This window comes from Algoriphagus persicinus (assembly GCF_035156415.1).
In the GTDB taxonomy this organism is placed as follows: domain Bacteria; phylum Bacteroidota; class Bacteroidia; order Cytophagales; family Cyclobacteriaceae; genus Algoriphagus; species Algoriphagus persicinus.
On sequence record NZ_JAYEEY010000018.1, the window covers coordinates 18,301 to 35,587 of the forward strand.

General features: G+C 41.5%; 18 protein-coding genes and 1 pseudogene. 3 read left to right on the forward strand and 16 right to left on the reverse strand.

Features of this window, described 5'->3' with window-relative positions:
* Nucleotides 1-14 precede the first annotated feature (14 nt).
* Nucleotides 15-1,940 (reverse strand): molecular chaperone DnaK, encoded by a 1,926-nt coding sequence (gene dnaK, locus U3A58_RS14585; protein WP_323824502.1) that lies wholly within the window; start codon nucleotides 1,938-1,940, stop codon nucleotides 15-17.
* 437 nt (nucleotides 1,941-2,377) lie between these two features.
* Here dnaK and U3A58_RS14590 point away from each other — a divergent pair, with 437 nt between their 5' ends.
* Nucleotides 2,378-3,184 (forward strand): MOSC domain-containing protein, encoded by an 807-nt coding sequence (locus U3A58_RS14590; protein ID WP_323824504.1) that lies wholly within the window; start codon nucleotides 2,378-2,380, stop codon nucleotides 3,182-3,184.
* A gap of 31 nt (nucleotides 3,185-3,215) precedes the next feature.
* On the opposite strand, the gene hemE is transcribed toward U3A58_RS14590, so the two are convergent.
* The 6 genes from hemE to truA all read right to left on the reverse strand — a co-directional run bounded on the left by hemE (nucleotide 3,216) and on the right by truA (nucleotide 8,654).
* Nucleotides 3,216-4,238 (reverse strand): uroporphyrinogen decarboxylase, encoded by a 1,023-nt coding sequence (gene hemE, locus U3A58_RS14595; protein ID WP_323824506.1) that lies wholly within the window; start codon nucleotides 4,236-4,238, stop codon nucleotides 3,216-3,218.
* Nucleotides 4,239-4,361: 123 nt separating this feature from the next.
* Nucleotides 4,362-4,898: a hypothetical protein gene (locus U3A58_RS14600; protein WP_323824508.1), complete on the reverse strand. Its 537-nt coding sequence runs from the start codon at nucleotides 4,896-4,898 to the stop codon at nucleotides 4,362-4,364.
* Nucleotides 4,899-4,978: 80 nt separating this feature from the next.
* Nucleotides 4,979-5,494 (reverse strand): hypothetical protein, encoded by a 516-nt coding sequence (locus tag U3A58_RS14605; protein WP_323824510.1) that lies wholly within the window; start codon nucleotides 5,492-5,494, stop codon nucleotides 4,979-4,981.
* A gap of 2 nt (nucleotides 5,495-5,496) precedes the next feature.
* Nucleotides 5,497-6,078: a hypothetical protein gene (locus tag U3A58_RS14610; protein ID WP_323824512.1), complete on the reverse strand. Its 582-nt coding sequence runs from the start codon at nucleotides 6,076-6,078 to the stop codon at nucleotides 5,497-5,499.
* Nucleotides 6,079-6,116: 38 nt separating this feature from the next.
* Entirely contained in the window at nucleotides 6,117-7,889 is a 1,773-nt protein-coding gene (locus U3A58_RS14615; RefSeq protein WP_323824514.1) for an ABC transporter ATP-binding protein, read from the reverse strand.
* 6 nt (nucleotides 7,890-7,895) lie between these two features.
* Nucleotides 7,896-8,654 (reverse strand): tRNA pseudouridine(38-40) synthase TruA, encoded by a 759-nt coding sequence (gene truA, locus U3A58_RS14620; RefSeq protein WP_323824516.1) that lies wholly within the window; start codon nucleotides 8,652-8,654, stop codon nucleotides 7,896-7,898.
* Nucleotides 8,655-8,756: 102 nt separating this feature from the next.
* Between truA and U3A58_RS14625 the strand changes: the two genes are divergently transcribed.
* Entirely contained in the window at nucleotides 8,757-9,233 is a 477-nt protein-coding gene (locus tag U3A58_RS14625; protein ID WP_323824518.1) for a DUF4293 domain-containing protein, read from the forward strand.
* A gap of 126 nt (nucleotides 9,234-9,359) precedes the next feature.
* On the opposite strand, the gene U3A58_RS14630 is transcribed toward U3A58_RS14625, so the two are convergent.
* From U3A58_RS14630 to U3A58_RS14640, 3 genes are read right to left on the reverse strand one after another with little or no spacing between them, the layout of a single operon-like run.
* Complete coding sequence (locus U3A58_RS14630) at nucleotides 9,360-10,118, reverse strand: hypothetical protein (RefSeq protein WP_323824520.1); 759 nt, start codon at nucleotides 10,116-10,118, stop codon at nucleotides 9,360-9,362.
* A 28-nt stretch (nucleotides 10,119-10,146) separates the two neighbouring features.
* Nucleotides 10,147-10,830: a hypothetical protein gene (locus tag U3A58_RS14635; protein WP_323824522.1), complete on the reverse strand. Its 684-nt coding sequence runs from the start codon at nucleotides 10,828-10,830 to the stop codon at nucleotides 10,147-10,149.
* On the reverse strand, nucleotides 10,827-11,357 hold the full coding sequence (locus U3A58_RS14640) for an RNA polymerase sigma factor (RefSeq protein ID WP_323824524.1): 531 nt from the start codon (nucleotides 11,355-11,357) through the stop codon (nucleotides 10,827-10,829). Before U3A58_RS14640 ends, U3A58_RS14635 begins: the two co-directional genes overlap by 4 nt.
* Nucleotides 11,358-11,610: 253 nt before the next feature.
* Between U3A58_RS14640 and U3A58_RS14645 the strand changes: the two genes are divergently transcribed.
* Entirely contained in the window at nucleotides 11,611-12,711 is a 1,101-nt protein-coding gene (locus U3A58_RS14645; protein ID WP_323824526.1) for a trans-sulfuration enzyme family protein, read from the forward strand.
* Nucleotides 12,712-12,768: 57 nt separating this feature from the next.
* On the opposite strand, the gene U3A58_RS14650 is transcribed toward U3A58_RS14645, so the two are convergent.
* The 6 genes and pseudogenes from U3A58_RS14650 to U3A58_RS14680 form a co-directional block, all read right to left on the reverse strand.
* A complete protein-coding gene (locus U3A58_RS14650) occupies nucleotides 12,769-13,503 on the reverse strand; it encodes an MBL fold metallo-hydrolase (RefSeq protein ID WP_323824528.1) in 735 nt (244 codons plus the stop codon).
* Between the two features lie 228 nt (nucleotides 13,504-13,731).
* On the reverse strand, nucleotides 13,732-13,881 hold the full coding sequence (locus U3A58_RS14655) for a hypothetical protein (RefSeq protein ID WP_323824530.1): 150 nt from the start codon (nucleotides 13,879-13,881) through the stop codon (nucleotides 13,732-13,734).
* Between the two features lie 42 nt (nucleotides 13,882-13,923).
* Nucleotides 13,924-14,363 (reverse strand): annotated as a pseudogene (locus U3A58_RS21860) (DUF2214 family protein).
* An 18-nt stretch (nucleotides 14,364-14,381) separates the two neighbouring features.
* On the reverse strand, nucleotides 14,382-15,269 hold the full coding sequence (locus U3A58_RS14670; protein ID WP_323824534.1) for a restriction endonuclease: 888 nt from the start codon (nucleotides 15,267-15,269) through the stop codon (nucleotides 14,382-14,384).
* Nucleotides 15,270-15,305: 36 nt separating this feature from the next.
* Nucleotides 15,306-16,844, reverse strand: a complete 1,539-nt coding sequence (locus tag U3A58_RS14675; protein ID WP_323824536.1) for a YifB family Mg chelatase-like AAA ATPase — start codon at nucleotides 16,842-16,844, stop codon at nucleotides 15,306-15,308.
* Between the two features lie 61 nt (nucleotides 16,845-16,905).
* A complete protein-coding gene (locus U3A58_RS14680) occupies nucleotides 16,906-17,274 on the reverse strand; it encodes a hypothetical protein (protein WP_323824538.1) in 369 nt (122 codons plus the stop codon).
* Between the last annotated feature and the right edge of the window lie 13 nt (nucleotides 17,275-17,287).

Sequence of the window (17,287 nt, forward strand, 5' to 3'; positions counted from 1 at the left end):
AGCTTAGCAAGCTATTATTTTTTCTCTTCTTCGCTTACTTCTTCGTAATCGACATCAGAAACTCCATCACCAGTATCAGCAGAGCCTGCTCCGGCATTTGGATCAGTTCCAGCTGCACCTGCACCTTCAGCACCCGCTGCATTGTACATTTCTGTAGAAGCAGCTTCCCATGCTTTGTTCAGCCCCTCCATTGCAGAGTCGATCCCCTCAAGGTTTTGAGATTGATGAGCAGTTTTCAATGCCTCCAAAGCTGAGCTGATAGCCGTTTTGTTTCCTTCGGAAAGCTTGTCTCCGTATTCTTTCAACTGCTTCTCAGTTTGGAACACTAAGCTGTCAGCTTGGTTCAGCTTGTCAATTTTCTCTTTCTCCGCTTTATCAGTGGCAGCATTTGCTTCAGCTTCAGACTTCATTCTGTCTATTTCTTCCTGTGAAAGTCCTGAGGAAGCTTCAATCTTAATCTTCTGCTCTTTGCCAGTTCCTTTATCTTTTGCAGATACATTTAGGATACCGTTAGCATCGATGTCGAAAGTCACTTCGATTTGTGGTACTCCTCTTTGAGCTGGTGGAATGTCAGAAAGCTGGAATCTACCAATGCTTCGGTTATCCTTAGCCATTGGTCTTTCACCCTGAAGTACGTGGATATCCACAGCTGGTTGATTATCTGCAGCAGTAGAGAATGTCTCGGATTTCTTGGTAGGAATAGTAGTATTAGCCTCGATCAATTTGGTCAATACTCCACCCATTGTTTCGATACCCAGTGAAAGAGGAGTCACATCTAATAGAAGAACATCTTTTACTTCGCCAGTAAGTACACCACCTTGGATTGCAGCGCCAATTGCTACCACCTCATCAGGGTTTACACCTTTAGAAGGTTTTTTACCAAAGAACTTCTCAACTTCTTCCTGGATTTTAGGGATTCTAGTTGAACCACCTACCAAGATCACTTCATCTATATCGGAAGGGCTCAAGCCGGCATCTGCCAAAGCTTTTTTACATGGCTCCATAGACCTTCTTACCAGATCTTCAGAAAGTTGCTCAAATTTCGCTCTACTCAAGGTTCTCACCAAGTGTTTAGGACCTGTCTGAGTAGCAGTGATATAAGGCAAGTTGATCTCTGTAGATGCAGAACTAGAAAGTTCAATTTTAGCTTTTTCAGAAGCTTCTTTCAATCTCTGTAGTGCCATTGGATCTTGTCTAAGATCGATTTGCTCCTCAGACTTGAACTCATCAGCGAGCCAGTTCATGATAACCTGATCAAAATCATCTCCACCTAGATGTACATCACCGTTGGTAGATTTTACTTCAAATACGCCATCGCCAAGTTCTAGTACTGAAATATCAAATGTACCGCCGCCAAGGTCATACACAGCGATCTTCATGTCCTTGTGCTTTTTGTCCATACCGTATGCCAAAGCCGCAGCTGTAGGCTCGTTGATGATACGCTTCACTTCAAGGCCGGCGATCTGTCCAGCTTCTTTAGTAGCTTGACGCTCAGAATCATTGAAGTATGCAGGTACAGTAATTACTGCTTCTGTCACTGCCTGTCCCAAGAAATCCTCTGCTGTAGTCTTCATTTTCTGAAGGATCATTGCAGAAAGTTCTTGTGGGGTATAAGATCTGTCACCAATCTTCACTACAATAGTGTCGTTGGATCCTTTTTCTACTTTATAGGAGGCATGTTTTTTCTCTTCAGAAACTTCAGAGAATCTTTTGCCCATAAACCTTTTAACTGAGGAAATGGTGTTGGCAGGGTTAGTAATTGCTTGTCGCTTTGCAGGGTCGCCTACTTTACGCTCACCGTTTCCGTTGTCAAGGAAAGCCACAATTGAAGGTGTGGTTCTTCTTCCTTCACTGTTTTGAATGACTACCGGTTCATTACCTTCCATTACTGCTACGCAGGAGTTGGTTGTTCCTAAGTCAATGCCGATGATTTTTCCCATGATTATATGTTTTTAAGTTATTTCAAATTGATACATCTCCCTTTCTTCAATGGATGTGCCATCTGGAAAATCATGTGATTTTGTGTCACATTGGCAGATGATTTGACAATAGAAGGGGCAGAAAACTACTGAATTGTCATTTTTCTGTTCTTGTGAAATCTCCAAACTGACAGTTTTTAGAAAAATCTCTTTGCCTTTGCAACCTGTAAGCTGACTTCTGCATCTATTAGATAGAATGAAGCTTTTTTTAAAGGGAAATAGGGGAGAACGATGTCGATGGTGCTTAGTGATTTTGCTGGGAGTAGCTATACTCACAGTCAATAGAGAATTTGAACTAGGAGCTTCGATGTCGACTCATTTTAAAGATTTGTTTCTGTCGTTAAAAATTTTTTCATCTGAAGAAGGAGTTTTCTAGCATAGAGACTTATTTTTAGATCATGCCAGAACCTCTAGTTATTCAAGACCTATATATTTATCCAATTAAATCTCTCGCCGGCGTGCGCCTCACGGAAGCCAAAGTAGAAGAAAGGGGATTTGAACTCGATCGCCGTTGGATGTTGGTGGATAAAACTGGTCAATTTCTGTCTCAGCGTACTTTTCCGCATATGGCAAGGCTGCATGTTACAATTGGGGTCGATTACCTTTCCGTATGCCATATTTCGAAGCCAGACGATTTTGTACATATCCCAATCGCTGAGGAAGGAGACGAAATCTCTTCCGTGACAGTATGGGATGATGAGATGCCAGCACGGCTGGTCAATCTGGAAATTGATAGTTGGTTTAGTAAGGTGCTGGGTATGCATGTACGATTAGTGAAAATGCCCCTTTCGACGGAACGAAAAGTAGATCCAAGATATGCTGTGAATGGAGAATCGGTGAGTTTCGCCGACGGAATGCCCTACCTACTTATTGGCCAGGAATCGCTTCAAGATCTTAACTCCCGATTAGAAGCTCCTGTACCTATGAACCGCTTTCGGCCAAACATTGTCTTTTCGGGAGGAAATCCATTTGCCGAGGATTCTTGGGGTAAAATACAGATAGGAGAGTTAGACTTTCAGGTAGTCAAACACTGTGCACGCTGTATAATGACTACTGTAGATCAAGATACAGGAGTAAAAGCTACCGAACCACTGAAAACTTTGGCGACGTATAGAAAAGTGAGTAACAAAATACTTTTTGGACAAAATATGGTCGCATTTTCAAGTGGGATTTTAAAAATAGGAGATGAGATTAAGCCGGTATAAAATAAAAAAGGAGCCTTGAAGCTCCTTTTGATTACTTAAAATCTTTTACAGTCTGGATGAATACCTTGACCATTTCTGGGTCAATATCCGGATAAACTCCATGACCAAGGTTGGCAATGTGACGAGTACCACGGAACTGCTCCATCATTTCAACTGTCGCTTCACGCACCTGATCGGCCGTGCCATATAGTGCCGCAGGATCTAGATTCCCCTGTAATGTTTTAGTATCACCGATCAACTTCCTCGACTCAGCGATTCCCATATTCCAGTCCAAACCGATCGTTTCGCAATTCAATCTACCCATTTCTTCTCTTGCAAAGAATGCTCCTTTGGCAAAAACAGTTTTTGGTACAGTAGTGATTGCTTCACAGATCTGAGCGATGTATGGCAAGGAAAATTCCGCATATTGCTTTGGCCCCAAGATTCCAGCCCAGCTGTCGAAAAGTTGAACCAATTGCGCACCTGCTTCGATCTGAGCTTTCAAGTAGTTGATCGTGCTGTCAGTGATCATCTGGAGCAGCTTGTGAGAAAAGGCAGGTTGAGTGTAGAGCATCTCTCTAGCTGCAGAGAAGGTTTTGCTTCCATGCCCTTCTACCATATACGAGAAAATAGTCCAAGGTGCGCCTGCAAAGCCGATTAAAGGCACACGTCCATTCAAAGCTTTTCTGGTGATAGTAATCGCATCTGTTACATAGCGAAGTTCGGCCCCATCAGAAATGTGTAGTTTCTTTAAATCAGCTTCAGATCTGACTGTACTTGGAAATAAAGGACCTCTTTTCTCTACCATTTCATAAGGCAATCCCATAGCTTCGGGAATCACTAAAATGTCTGAAAAAATTATGGCAGCATCCACGCCTAATAAATCAACAGGCTGAATAGTTACTTCGGCTGCAAGATCTGGAGTCTGAGCAAGCTCAATAAATCCACTCACACTGTCGCGTACTTTTCTATATTCTGGTAAAATTCTACCCGCTTGGCGCATTAGCCATACCGGGGTTCGTTCTGTAGGTTCGCCTTTGGCGGCTCGAAGTAAGAGGTCGTTTTTCAAATGCATAGGGCAAAGATAAGCGCCAAATTATTTTTGGCTGGGATATTTGACACATAAAAAAGCTGGATCGATGTCTCGCATAGATCCAGCTTGTAGTAATCAGTTGGTTTAGATTAATATTTTTATGAATTATTTCAATTCTATTCGCTTAAAGTCAGCATCGTTCAGCCCAAGAAGTTTTGTGACTGCATCATAATCGGTTAGATCAATCCTTGCATTAGTGGAAGTAAAATCTCCAGGGAGTACAACTACCCTGAAAAGCTGATTGTCAGTCCAGTCCGTACTAAGTGTGCTAAGGTCTAAATTCCCATCCAAGAACAGACTGAAATCGCTTCTAGTGAAGTCATAATTATATACTAGAATGCCTCCTTCTTGAAAATAAGCAGTTTGTGGCATTGCTCTCCATATTGGCGTTTGGCCGTCAACTTCCCATAAAACGAATGAAAGAACCACATCACTTTCAACAATGATTGGGTCAAATGAGAAAATCTCGCTATAGTCATTGGCAGCAGTAAAATCAACCTCTACTTCAAAAACTTCTGAAACGATATTGACGCCATCTTCCCCATCAAAACCGGGAGCCCCCTGTGGTCCTTCAGGCCCTTCACATGCTTGGAATACAACCAGCCCGAAAAGAGCCAAAATTAATGTGTTGATATTTTTCATAGGAGTAGTTTGTTAAGGTTAGTAAGTTGTTTTCACGAATTGTGCCATTAAATGGTTGGTTAAAAATCCTAAACAATTTTTTACTTAACTGGCGCAATGACCTGAACTTCCTCTTCGGAGATGATCTTATCGATAAAAACACCACTTAATTCCAGCTGCTTTTCTTGAGCAAATTCTCTCAGTCTTTCTTTTACAGTTTCTGGACTGGGCATTACCCATTTATTGCTTTTGATTTTGGCAAGTAAGTACCTGCTATTATCGAAGGTTCGAAATTCTAAATCAGTACTCGGCAGGTTTTGATTGATTCCTACAAAAACGATCATGGTGTCTAGTTTGCCAGCGGGCTCCACTTCATAGATAGTATGAAGGTAGCTACCGGGGTGCATCCCCTTCTGAGTTTCCATCTTCTCGAAAACCTTCCCCAATTCCTCATTTCCTGGAGTTCCTCTATAGGTTATCCCCACCAGGTTTTCAGGTTTGCTTTGGATAAGCTGAATATCGATGGGTGCATTTCCACCTAATTTCTGAAATCCCCAAAACCCTACAAATGCCAGGATTGCTAGAGAAGCGATGGCTAGTACAATTTTTTTTTTCATTCTTAGAAAATATAGCGGACGCCAATACCTCCCTGCCCTTTGATGTGACCAATGCGGTCAATCAATTCTAGGAAAAAGCCCGCCTCACCAAAAACAGAAATAGGGACATCATCAAAATAATACTCAGCCCCAATGAACGCCTCTGGCCCAAAATCGACATTAGTTCGGCTGTCATTCTGTAAAAATGAAGCATTCTGTCCATTTCTATAAGTATAAGTGACTTTGGTCGTTCTCAGTTGAATCCCTGCACCAGCATAGGCAAGCAGATATCCTTCTGTAATTCCAAAAATGTCTGTGATATCTTCATGATAAGCTGAGCGTACATTGAAAGAGATTCCTTTTTTGGCACTGTGAGAAATATAAAATGCGTTGGACTCAGGCAGGTTACTTTCGAAGTCTTTTTGATAATAGCTTGCCCCGTTGATTCCGGCTACCCCGATCATTCCTTCGATGGAAATGTATTCGCTGAGAAAGTCCTTGTAGGTAATGGAAAGAGGCTCGCCCAGACGGATTCCGATTCCTCTTTCCTGGGCAAAACTAATAAATGGTAATAATACCAATAGGGTAATTAATCTGTATTTCACTTGATATATGGTTTTTAGAATAGAAATCAAAAATCAGGCTAGATCGCCATTGTCTTGAGTTGCATCTGATGCAATTGGGTGTAGTAACCGCCTAATTCTAGTAAAGAATCATGAGTGCCCGTCTCTACAATTTCCCCTTTATTAAGGACAATGATTTTATGCGCTTTTTGAATAGTGGAAAGTCTATGGGCAATTACGATGGAAGTTCTTCCAGTCATCATAGTCTCAATAGATTCTTGGATCAATTCTTCTGTTTCTGTATCTACCGATGAAGTAGCTTCATCCAGAATGATAATTTCGGGATTGTAAACCATCGCCCTTACAAAAGAAATCAATTGTCGCTGACCTACAGAAAGTGTAGCGCCACGCTCCATTACATTGTAATCAAGCCCGCCGGGAAGCCTTTCTATAAATCTTTTTGCGCCAGCCAGCTCTGCTGCGTACATCACTTGCTTACGCGTGATACTTGGATTACCTAACGTGATATTGTAGAAAATTGTATTGGAAAAAAGAAAAACGTCCTGAAGGACTACTCCTATATGCTTGCGCAAAGTGTCTAGTTCAAATTCCCGGATATCATGGCCATCGATAGAAATATGACCTTTATTGATTTCATAGAATCTAGAGATCAAATTGATTATGGAAGATTTGCCTGCTCCCGTAGCGCCTACTAAAGCGACTGTCTGGCCTGACTCTACTTCGAAACTGATGTCTTTGAGCACGTAGTCTTGGTCCACATAAGCAAACCAGACATTTTCTAATTTGATGTTGCCTTTGACTCTGGCAGGGCTATAATTCCCCTCATTGGCGATATGCTCATCGCTATCGAGCAGCCTGAAAATGCGGGAAGAACTTACTACGCCCATTTGTAGCGTGTTGAACCGGTCAGCAATCATCCGAATTGGTCTGAAGAAAAGCTGCAAGTACATGATGAAAGAGATCAACACACCGATCTCAATATCCATTCCTAACACCCCAACGGCTCCATACCACACCACTAAGCCAATCCCTATTGCTTGGATGATTTCCGCAACAGGAAAGTAAATCGAATAATAAAGGACAGACCTGATATGAGCTCTTCTGTGCTCCTTGTTTATTGTTTTGAATTTTTCAAATTCCCTTTCTTCCCGATTAAATATCTGCACGATGTTCATCCCCGTGATATGCTCTTGCAGAAAGGAATTCAAATTGGAAACAGCGTTTCTGACATCATTGAAGGTTACTTTGATTTTTTCCTTAAACACATACGTGGAAATAATCATCAGCGGCAAGGTGCTTAAACTCACCAAGGTAAGCTTCCAGTCGATGTAAAACATCACAGCAAGGATAGTTACAAGTTGCAATAGATCGCCGATGATTGCAGCCAAACCTTCAGAAAATACATCGGCGAGCGTTTCTATGTCAGAAATATTTCTGGTGACCAGTCTGCCGATTGGCGTATTGTCAAAGAATTTTAAGCGGAGCTTGAGTAGATGCTTGTAAAGCTTTACCCGAATATCACGGATAATTATCTGACCAATCCAGCCTGAATAAAACGTATGTGCCCACTGCACAAAAGCCTGGACAATCATTAATCCTATGAGCAAATAAATGATTTTCAAAAGTCCTGCTGCGTCACCCACAGCGATATAATCATCTATCGCTATTTGTATAAAATACGGCCGAGTGGGCGCCAATATGGCAAGAGCGATGGTAAGAAGGATAAGAAAATAGAACTGGGCTTTGTAAGGTTTTACAAAGCCGTATAGCTGCTTGAGTACTTTCGAATCGACGATTTCGCCGGATGATGATTTTTCTTGTTCTAGGCTCAAGGTAAACTAATCTAAATAAATGTCTTCTGAATATTCAATTCTGCTTAAAAACAGGCCGCTAGCAGGTGCTGATTTCCCCGCCTTCTTTCGATTCCGTGATGCGATGATCGCATGCATTTCCCCGGGATCCATTTTGCCTAGGCCAATATCTACAAGTGTTCCCACAATTGCTCTTACCATTCCACGCAAAAATCGGTTCGCAGTTATATGAAATTGCAATTCCCCGTCTTTTTGTTCCCAATGAGCTGATTTTATTTCACATCGGAAATGTTTTACCGCCGTATGGACTTTGCTGAAGCACTCAAAATCATGGTGTTCCAACAGGATTTTGGCAGCCTCATTCATTCTATCTATATCTGGATTGAAGTAATGTCTCCAGACATAGTCCTCAATAAACGGGCTTTTTTGCAAAATCATCCGATAAATGTAAGATCTGCTTTTGGGGCTGAATCTCGCATGTGCATCTACTTTTACTTCACGGATGGAATTAACCGAAATGTCCTTTGGCAAAATGCCATTGATAGCCCGAAGAAACTTGTCTCTATCTATTTCCTGCTCAGTATCAAAATGGCAGACTTGCATGCTTGCATGCACGCCGGTATCCGTACGTCCACTTCCCATCACGGAGATTGGATTTCTGAAATAAGCAGAAAGTCCAGCTTCCAGAGCTTCTTGGACAGTAAATGCATTTTCCTGGATTTGCCAGCCATGATAGCGCGTACCTTTGTAACTAATATCCAGGAAATATCTTTTGCGCTCACACATACGGCTGCAAAGATACTATTCCCAATCAATTCACATGGAGAAACCTGCTTTCCTTGGTAATGAAGTCATAAGACCTTTTCTTTGCCAAAAAATCAGAAAGAAATGATCCAGCGCTTACAATCAATTTTCCTTCTCCTAGTGGCTGTGGCCATGGGATTGACTTTGGGCTTAGACCTTTGGGTACAAGTAATGGCAGATTCCGGTGATAGCTGGAAACTCAACGCATTGTTTTTAGAGCAAAGTAGTGCTACAGGTGAAATCCTTCAATCTTCTTCAAACTGGTATGTCGCCGCATTGGCATCATTTGTAGGTCTTTTGGCTATTATTTCGATCTTCCAATATAGAAATCTTGGAAGACAGATGATGATCAATATGGTCAATTCCCTGTTGATGGTAGGGCTTGTTGTGATTGTTTTTTTGACTACAAATGGTGTAAATAAGGAAATCGCCTCAGCAGATAATGGCGACTATCAAATTGGCTTTTGGGCGATTTTGGCAGCGATGGTCTGCAATATGCTCGCCAATCGGTTTATAAGAAAAGATGTGGCTTTGCTTAAATCCGTGGATAGAATTAGATAAGCCCTAAGTTGGGTGACAGAAGTTCACGTCTTTGCGAGCGACGAAGGAGCGAAGCAATCTCATTAAATATTCCAACCAAAAAAGCCAGCAAATCGCTGGCTTTTTTGGTTTTATACTTCGATCATATTACCAGAACCTGATTCCCACAGTAGGATAGAAGGTTTGGAAGTTCTCGGTGCTGATCACACCTACCTGTATAGAAATATGTTTGCTCAATTTTCTATTGTAATATGCCTGCATGGTGGTTCCGCTGAATAATTGGCTTTTGTTTTCATTGATCAAATAGCCTACACCAAATGTATTTCTGCGCGGGTCTTGCAGGTTTCCAAATTCCCAGGCAAATTCTGCATTTGCAAACCAATTACTGTTCACCTTAACGTTGTTTTCCACCCGCTCAGGAAAATAAATCGTATTGGTGATGGAACCGCCAAGTGAGAAATTGCGCCAATTGACATGTGCCCGGAATCCGACTACCGGTGTGAAGTCCCCTCCTGTATAGTCCAATCCGACTGGGAAAGTCAATTCCAAACTGTCTATGTAGGGGACGTACTTTTTCTCAATCTGATGTTTTACAGTTTTTAGACTTGTGGGTGTAAAGTTCTCCCCAATTCTATAAGCAAGAGTGGTGAACTCAGGAAAGTCTGTTGCTTTGCGAAGCAAAGGTTCAAACTCTTCAGTCAATTCAACTGCTGTGAATTCCGTGGCATTGAAATATAGCACTAAGGCACTTTCATTTGGGAAATCAAATACCAAGGTGTCTGTTATTGGCCAATCCTTATCCAGCCATTCTTGATTTGAATTTGAAATTTCGTTTTCTACCTGTTGAGCCATGGTTTGAGAAGCACATAGCAATGCCAGGAAAGGAACTAATAATAGTCGTTTCATAATATTTTCTTATAGAAGTTTCAGTGAATTATTGCTTTTGAAATTTGATTTTTATCGAATTCTTTGAAGGATCTGCTCTGCCGGTTTGTTGAAAAGTGATTTGCTCTGGATCACTTGCGCCGAAGGTTGTTCTGATTTTACTTTTTTCCTGTATTCCCCAAGAAATCCGGACTTTGTGCAATGTCTCGGGTTCCTCTGCTTCTAGAGAATGAGCAATTATTAATTTTGAAACAAATTTATTTTTTGTATCCAAATCAGGTAAGTCCAACTTAGGAAACACGATAGGATCAGTTGTTTCTCTGTCGCTTAACTTCTTTTGAATTATGTTCGGTTTAGGATTATCTGGCTCAATTTGTTTGAATTTCTCCACTGAGGATTCTGGCTGAATTTTCGTTTGTTGATCAAGTAAATTGACTTCGGGAATTTGTACATCTACCTCAGTGACCATTTGAGTTCCCACATCTTTTTCGCCAAACTGTAAATAAGCAATTCCAGAAAGCACCAGTATCAATCCAACAGAAGCTGCCACCCTTCCATATTTCCATAGTGGGATTACAGGTGTTTTTCGGTCAAGTTCATGTTCTATTGCATTCCAAAGATCCATTTTAGGCATACTCTCAGGAAGGTTTTGCGCATGCTCTTTTACCTGCGAATCAAAATCCTTCCGCTGCTGAATCTTACTCCATAAATCTGGTTTTAGGCTATATTTCATGCTTGCAGAAGTTTAGTAATTCGCTTTTTCAAGAGCGTTTTGGCATAGTTCAATTGAGATTTCGATGTATTTTCTGATATCCCCAGCATAGTAGAAGCTTCCCGGTGAGAATAACCTTCTACTGATAAAAGTAGAAATACTGCTCTCGCCCCGGCAGGCAAGCTTGCTATAGCCTGATCAAGCATTTCGGCATCAAACCAAGAATCAAACGTGTCGTTGGTTTCCTTTTCCGCATCTTCGATCGGTTCAAAATGGATTTTCTTTCTAGTCTGCGCAATTGCCTTGCGAATCGTGATCGTCTTCATCCAAGACAACAAAGCTTCAGGATGTTTCAACGAGTGGATTTTCTGGAAAATCTCCACGTAAGAATCCTGAAGTACGTCGTTTGCCTCATCCTCATCATTGACTATTCTGAAGCAAATCGAATAAAGCATTCCTTTGGTCAGTTCAAAAAGCTGAAACTGCGCAGACCTGTCGCCTTGGAGTACATTTGATATCAGTTTGGTGTCTAGCTTTTGAGGACTCATTGAATTGGCTTGTACTGAAAAGAGTTACTTGGTAGGTAAAAGGTTGGAAGGGAACTCAAAGTTTTTTTCAGACTTCGAGGCATTTTACAAATTCTTTTCGGGGTCCACCGAAATATTGGTAATTTCAAGCTCAGCCCTTTGCAAGTATTAACAATCAGCATATGAAATCGAGAATGACTCAACCGACACACAGAAGGATGATTATCAACCATGCGAGATTCCATATGGCCTTTAAAAGACAAATTATAATCATATGAAACTCGAAACACTCGCTATCCACGGAGGAAATATCGTTACGGATTCTGAAAGGCCGGTCGTTCAGCCGATCACCCTGAGCACTACCTTTATTCATCATCCAGAGTCGATGACCTATGCGAGGGCTAATAATCCTAATCGACATGCGCTAGAGCAGCTTTTGGCTGGTTTGGAAAAAGGTGCCGATGCTGCGGCTTTTTCCTCGGGAAATTCGGCAGCAGTGGCGGTTTTCCAAGCATTGGAGCCTGGTTCCCATATCATCGCGCCTGATGATATGTATCATGGGTTGAAAAATGCGATTCTTTCCATTTTCAAAGGAGTTTTGGAAACCACTTTTGTGGATATGACTGATTTGGAAGAGGTAGAAAGTGCCTTCCAGTCTAATACAAAAGTGGTTTGGGTGGAGACGCCATCGAATCCCTTGTTGAAGATTACAGATATCAGTGCTGTCGCAAAATTGGCTAAGGAAAAAGGAGCCATGCTAGCCTGTGACAATACATTTGCCACTCCAGTCTTTCAGAATCCCATCGAATTGGGGGCGGATCTTGTGATGCATTCCAGTACGAAGTACTTAGGAGGACACTCGGATATCTTAGGAGGTGCCTTGATTACCAAAGAAGCAGATGGATTTTGGGCGAAAGTGAAAAACGTACAAATCGGTGGAGGTGCTGTGCCATCGCCACAGGATTGCTACTATCTGTGCAGAAGTATCAAAACTCTGCCTTATCGCATGAAAGGTCATGCGGAGCATGCAATAGTCTTGGCTAATTTTCTCTCCACCCATGAAGCTGTGGAAAAGGTCTATTATCCCGGCCTGAGAGCTCATCCAGGGCATTTGATTGCAGCAAATCAGATGACAGGGTTTGGAGGCATTGTTTCTTTTCAGGTAAAAGGAGAAGCGGCGGATGCAGATCGCGTGATTTCCAAACTCAAGTATTTCACCAATGCGACCAGCCTTGGGGGGGTAGAAAGCTTGATCGAGCGCAGAGCTGCTTCAGAAGGGCCAGAAACTCTGACTCCCCAGAACTTAATCCGGGTGTCGGTGGGATTGGAGCATTTGTATGATTTACTGGAAGACATGGAGGAGGCACTTAAATAAAAAAAAGAGAGAATAGAAATGACTCTATACTCCCCTTTTCTCCACACGGTTTTTGTCCTACTTGTACCAATTCCTTAAGCGTACTTCCACGGTTGGTGCAGACTGATTTACAAGTGTTTTGAATTTTTCCACATCGTTTAGCCCATTCGTCCCTCTGTAGTGGTATGGATATACAATCGCAGGCTGCAATTCCAAAACTGCACTAGCCGCCTGATCCACATCCATAGTATAAGGAAGGTTCATGCAGACAAAAGCTACTTCGATATTTTTCAGTGCTCTCATTTCAGGAATGTCCTCAGTGTCACCTGAGATATAGATTTGCTTTCCGCCTAAAGTTACAATGTATCCATTTCCCCGTCCTTTTGGGTGGCGGCTATCCTCAGTTTCTGGGAGGTTGTACATTGGGATCGCTTTAATATTAATTTTATTAATGGTTTTAGATTCACCATTGCCGATAACTTCTACTTTCATACCCGCACCTGAAGTCAGTTTATCCGCAACTGCTTGAGGGGCGACAATTGTTGCACCCGAAAGATCTAATCCATCCAACGTTTCTTGGTTAAGATGATCGCCATGGATATCCGTAATCAATACCAAAGTAGGTTTTTTCTGACCTTTGAAAGAGTCAGCACCTCCATAAGGGTCAACGTAGATAATCTGATCCCCATGCTCCAAGACCAAAGTGCCATGGGTGATGGGATTGATAGTGATGTCTCCGTTATTGGCGGGAATTATATCCTGGGCAAAGACACCAAATGAGATAAATAGAAGAAGAAAAGTGAGATATTTCATATGGTTATAATTTTATTTTTCAAAGGTCATAACCTGTCCCGTGACGAAGGAAACGGGATGGAATCTTGCAGGATTTATAATCATCACAATGTGTGACTCTTGAGTCATGCTCGATTTCATGAGCGATTATGTTAGTTTAGATGCGAGGCAAAGATTGGTGCCAGAATGGAATTTGATGATTTTACTTTAAGGGTGTGATCGTTTTTGATTTCAATTTGATCCTGACTTTCACTGTTCGTTAAAGCTGTTATAGCCATCTTCATATCCTGCTTTAATTGCTTTTACATTTTCTTCCCAATCATAGATTGTTTCAAACAAAAAGAAAGCAAATAGTCCAAGCACGAAGAATACTAAATCTCTTTTTGTGATTCTTTTCATAATGAAGGGTAGTTGATCTTAAAAGGAATTTAAGAATAATTTTCAAAAACTTCCGATTCCTTTTGCCATCAACCCTGCCAAAAGCAGAATAATGAATAACAGCAGCAGTTCAAAACTTAGCTGCATAAAGATTGTTTTTGGAATAGACACGACTTCATCTGGGTTTCCTTTTCTGTTTTTGATAAAGAATACCGTCGGGTAAATGGAAAGAATTCCTATCGTCGCAAAGAGTGTGATTTTGATATGGAATATGAAATTTTGGGTATAAAACTCAGACGGCTTACCATATCCTCCCAGCCAGAGCGTAAGTCCAACAATAGCAACAGAGCGGGCATTTCATAAACCCCGTCCATACTGGCTATTCTCTCGATTTCTTTTCGTGAATGCTCTTTCTTTCTCAAAATATGTTCAGAAACCAGCGCTCCCACAATCGCAAATATGCAGATAAAATGAAGGTAGCGGAGGAGGATTTCAGGGGTCATAGGTAAGATATTAAATGATTATTGTCCTTCAAAAAAATCTTCATCTAGCTGCTTGATTTCATATGTTGATTTGATTTGAACACCAACATTATATTCATGCATTAGACTCACAAGTTTTTCACCATCTATTAAAATTAAATTGTGATGAGCAAATTTGGCTTTTTCTTCAGCTCCTTTATCAAATTGAGAGGTTGTTACAAAAACACCTTTGGTAGTATCGCCACTCATGGCGCCTATAAAATTCCTAATATCTTTCTCACGCACTTTATTTGTTTCAAACCGTTTTGCTTGGATATATATTTTATCTAATCCTAATTTGTCTTCATTAATTATTCCATCGATACCGCCATCTCCCGATTTGGGGGTTTCAATAAAGTCTCCATACCCCATCTTTTTCAGGAGTATTAAAATGACTTTCTCGAAATAGTAAGGATCTATAGTTTTTAACTTATCCAGTAAATCGGTTTTTGTTTGGGTTTCAATTTCTGAGAACCCTTTATCTATTAAGTCTTGAGGAGTAGAGCTTTGAATTTCAGTTTCTTTTGAAATCCCTTTTGATTTTTCTTCCGAGTAAAATTCAAAAAGGTTTGAGTCATCTTGGATATCTTTAAGAGAAAGGGTGTCTTTCTGAACAAGACCTTTATCAGTTATTTGGGTCATTCCTCTTTCTGGGATAAAAAGGTAGCCACCTTTTTTAAGATATGATTTACCCCAAGCAATTCTATTTTGAATTAGGATCTCTCCGCTTTTTGTTCTCTCATTTAGCACTTCCTCTGGAAGGTGTGAATAATATTTTTCTATTACTTTTCTGATTAACTCACGTGTATGGATAGATTTCCCATCACTGAGAATTTCTAAGATAGGATTGAATGTTTCGTGGAACTTCGGAATTTCTAATTTTCCCATTTTCAAATTTCTAATTTTAAGTTTCAAACTTCCTTCTCACCCTGCCCATCCTTCTCTATCCAGACTTCTATACTGTATCGCTTCGGCAAGATGCTCGACTTTGATCTCTTCACTGCCTGAGATGTCGGCGATGGTTCTGGCTACTTTCAATATTCTGTCATAAGCTCGAGCAGATAAGCCTAATCGCTCCATGGCAGTTTTCAGAAGCATTTTACCTGCTTCATTGATCTGGCAGATTTGCTTCGTTATGTGCGAAGGCATCATAGCATTGCAAAAAACCTCTGGATTATCCTTAAATCTTTCCTTTTGGCGCTCGCGGCCTTGAATCACACGTTCACGAATTTCCTTGCTGGATTCAGTTTTACGGGTGGAGGTCATTTCTTCAAATTTGACAGGCGTCACTTCCACATGCAGATCAATTCGATCCAGGAGTGGCCCTGAGACTTTGTTCAAATAACGCTGTACGATTCCCGGTCCGCAGACGCATTCTTTCTCTGGGTGATTGTAATAGCCACATGGACATGGATTCATACTGGCGATGAGCATAAAATTGGCGGGGAAATCCACCGAGACTTTAGCTCTGGATATCGTAACCCTGCGCTCTTCCAGCGGCTGACGCATGACTTCTAATACGGTGCGCTTGAACTCAGGCAATTCATCTAGAAAAAGTACGCCATTATGGGCTAGTGAGATTTCTCCCGGCTGAGGATTTCCGCCACCGCCGACTAAAGCCACATCGCTGATCGTGTGATGCGGCGATCGAAATGGACGATTGGCAAGGAGGGAGCCGTTTTTACCAAGCTTCCCTGCGACAGAATGAATCTTTGTAGTTTCTAGGGCTTCCACCAAAGTCAGCGGTGGAAGAATCGAAGGTAATCTTTTTGCAAGCATGGTCTTGCCAGCTCCAGGTGGGCCTATCATGATCACATTATGTCCACCGGCAGCAGCAATTTCCATTGCCCGTTTGATATTTTCCTGCCCTTGTACGTCAGCAAAGTCAAATTCTATGTCATCCAAGGAATGGTAGAAAATCTCTCTGGTATCTGTAACTAGAGGTTCTATTAATAAGTCTCCCATCAAAAAATCTGTGGCTTGTTGCATTGTTTCCACGCCGATGATGTCCAAATTATTGACAATCGATGCTTCTTTGGTGTTTTCCACAGGAAGGATAAAACCTTTGAAGCCCCTTTTTCGGGCTTCTATCGCAATGGGAAGCACGCCTTTGATCGGCCTGAGATTACCATCCAGAGCGAGCTCACCCATGATCACATAATCTCCCAGAGCAGGAAATTCTACTTGCTCAGAAGCCTGTAAAATCCCCATTGCAATTGGTAGATCATAAGCAGAACCTTCCTTTCGGATATCTGCTGGAGCCAGATTCACCACTACTTTTTGGCGTGGCATCCTATACCCGAAGTACTTCAAGGCACTTTCCACCCGCTGCTGGGATTCCTTTACGGCAGAGTCAGGGAGGCCTACCATGAAAAAGTTGGTTCCTTGCCCCACATTTACCTCTATTGTGATGATATTGGCATCGACGCCTGATACTGCACTTCCAAAAGTTTTAGCTACCATAACATTAAAAAAGGAGACCTTATTGGTCTCCTCAATATACTAGTTTGACCTAGTTAAAATCTCACTTATCAGTAAAATTTTGTCTTCGGGGAATATTACTTTGGTCTGACTCGGACGGAGTTGTGGGTTTTGCACCTGGATTTGCTGTCGTTTTAGGATGCTCGAAATCATAAATCTTAGCTTTAAGCGCATGGGTTTCATTTTCCATTTTTTTGATCTGAGACGAAAGGCTGCTGTAAGCTGCATAGCTACTTCCCCAAGCGGCAAGGAAAAGAAGCAAACCAATCAGGATGATGGTTACCATGGAGTCTGAAGTGATTTCTTCCATGCCAAAGAGCCCACCTAGGGTATCGAAAGCTATGAAGAAAATAAGAAAAGCACCAAAATAGGCCAAAAGGACTATTTGTAGTATTTGGTGAAGTTTTTTCATGGGATTTAAAATT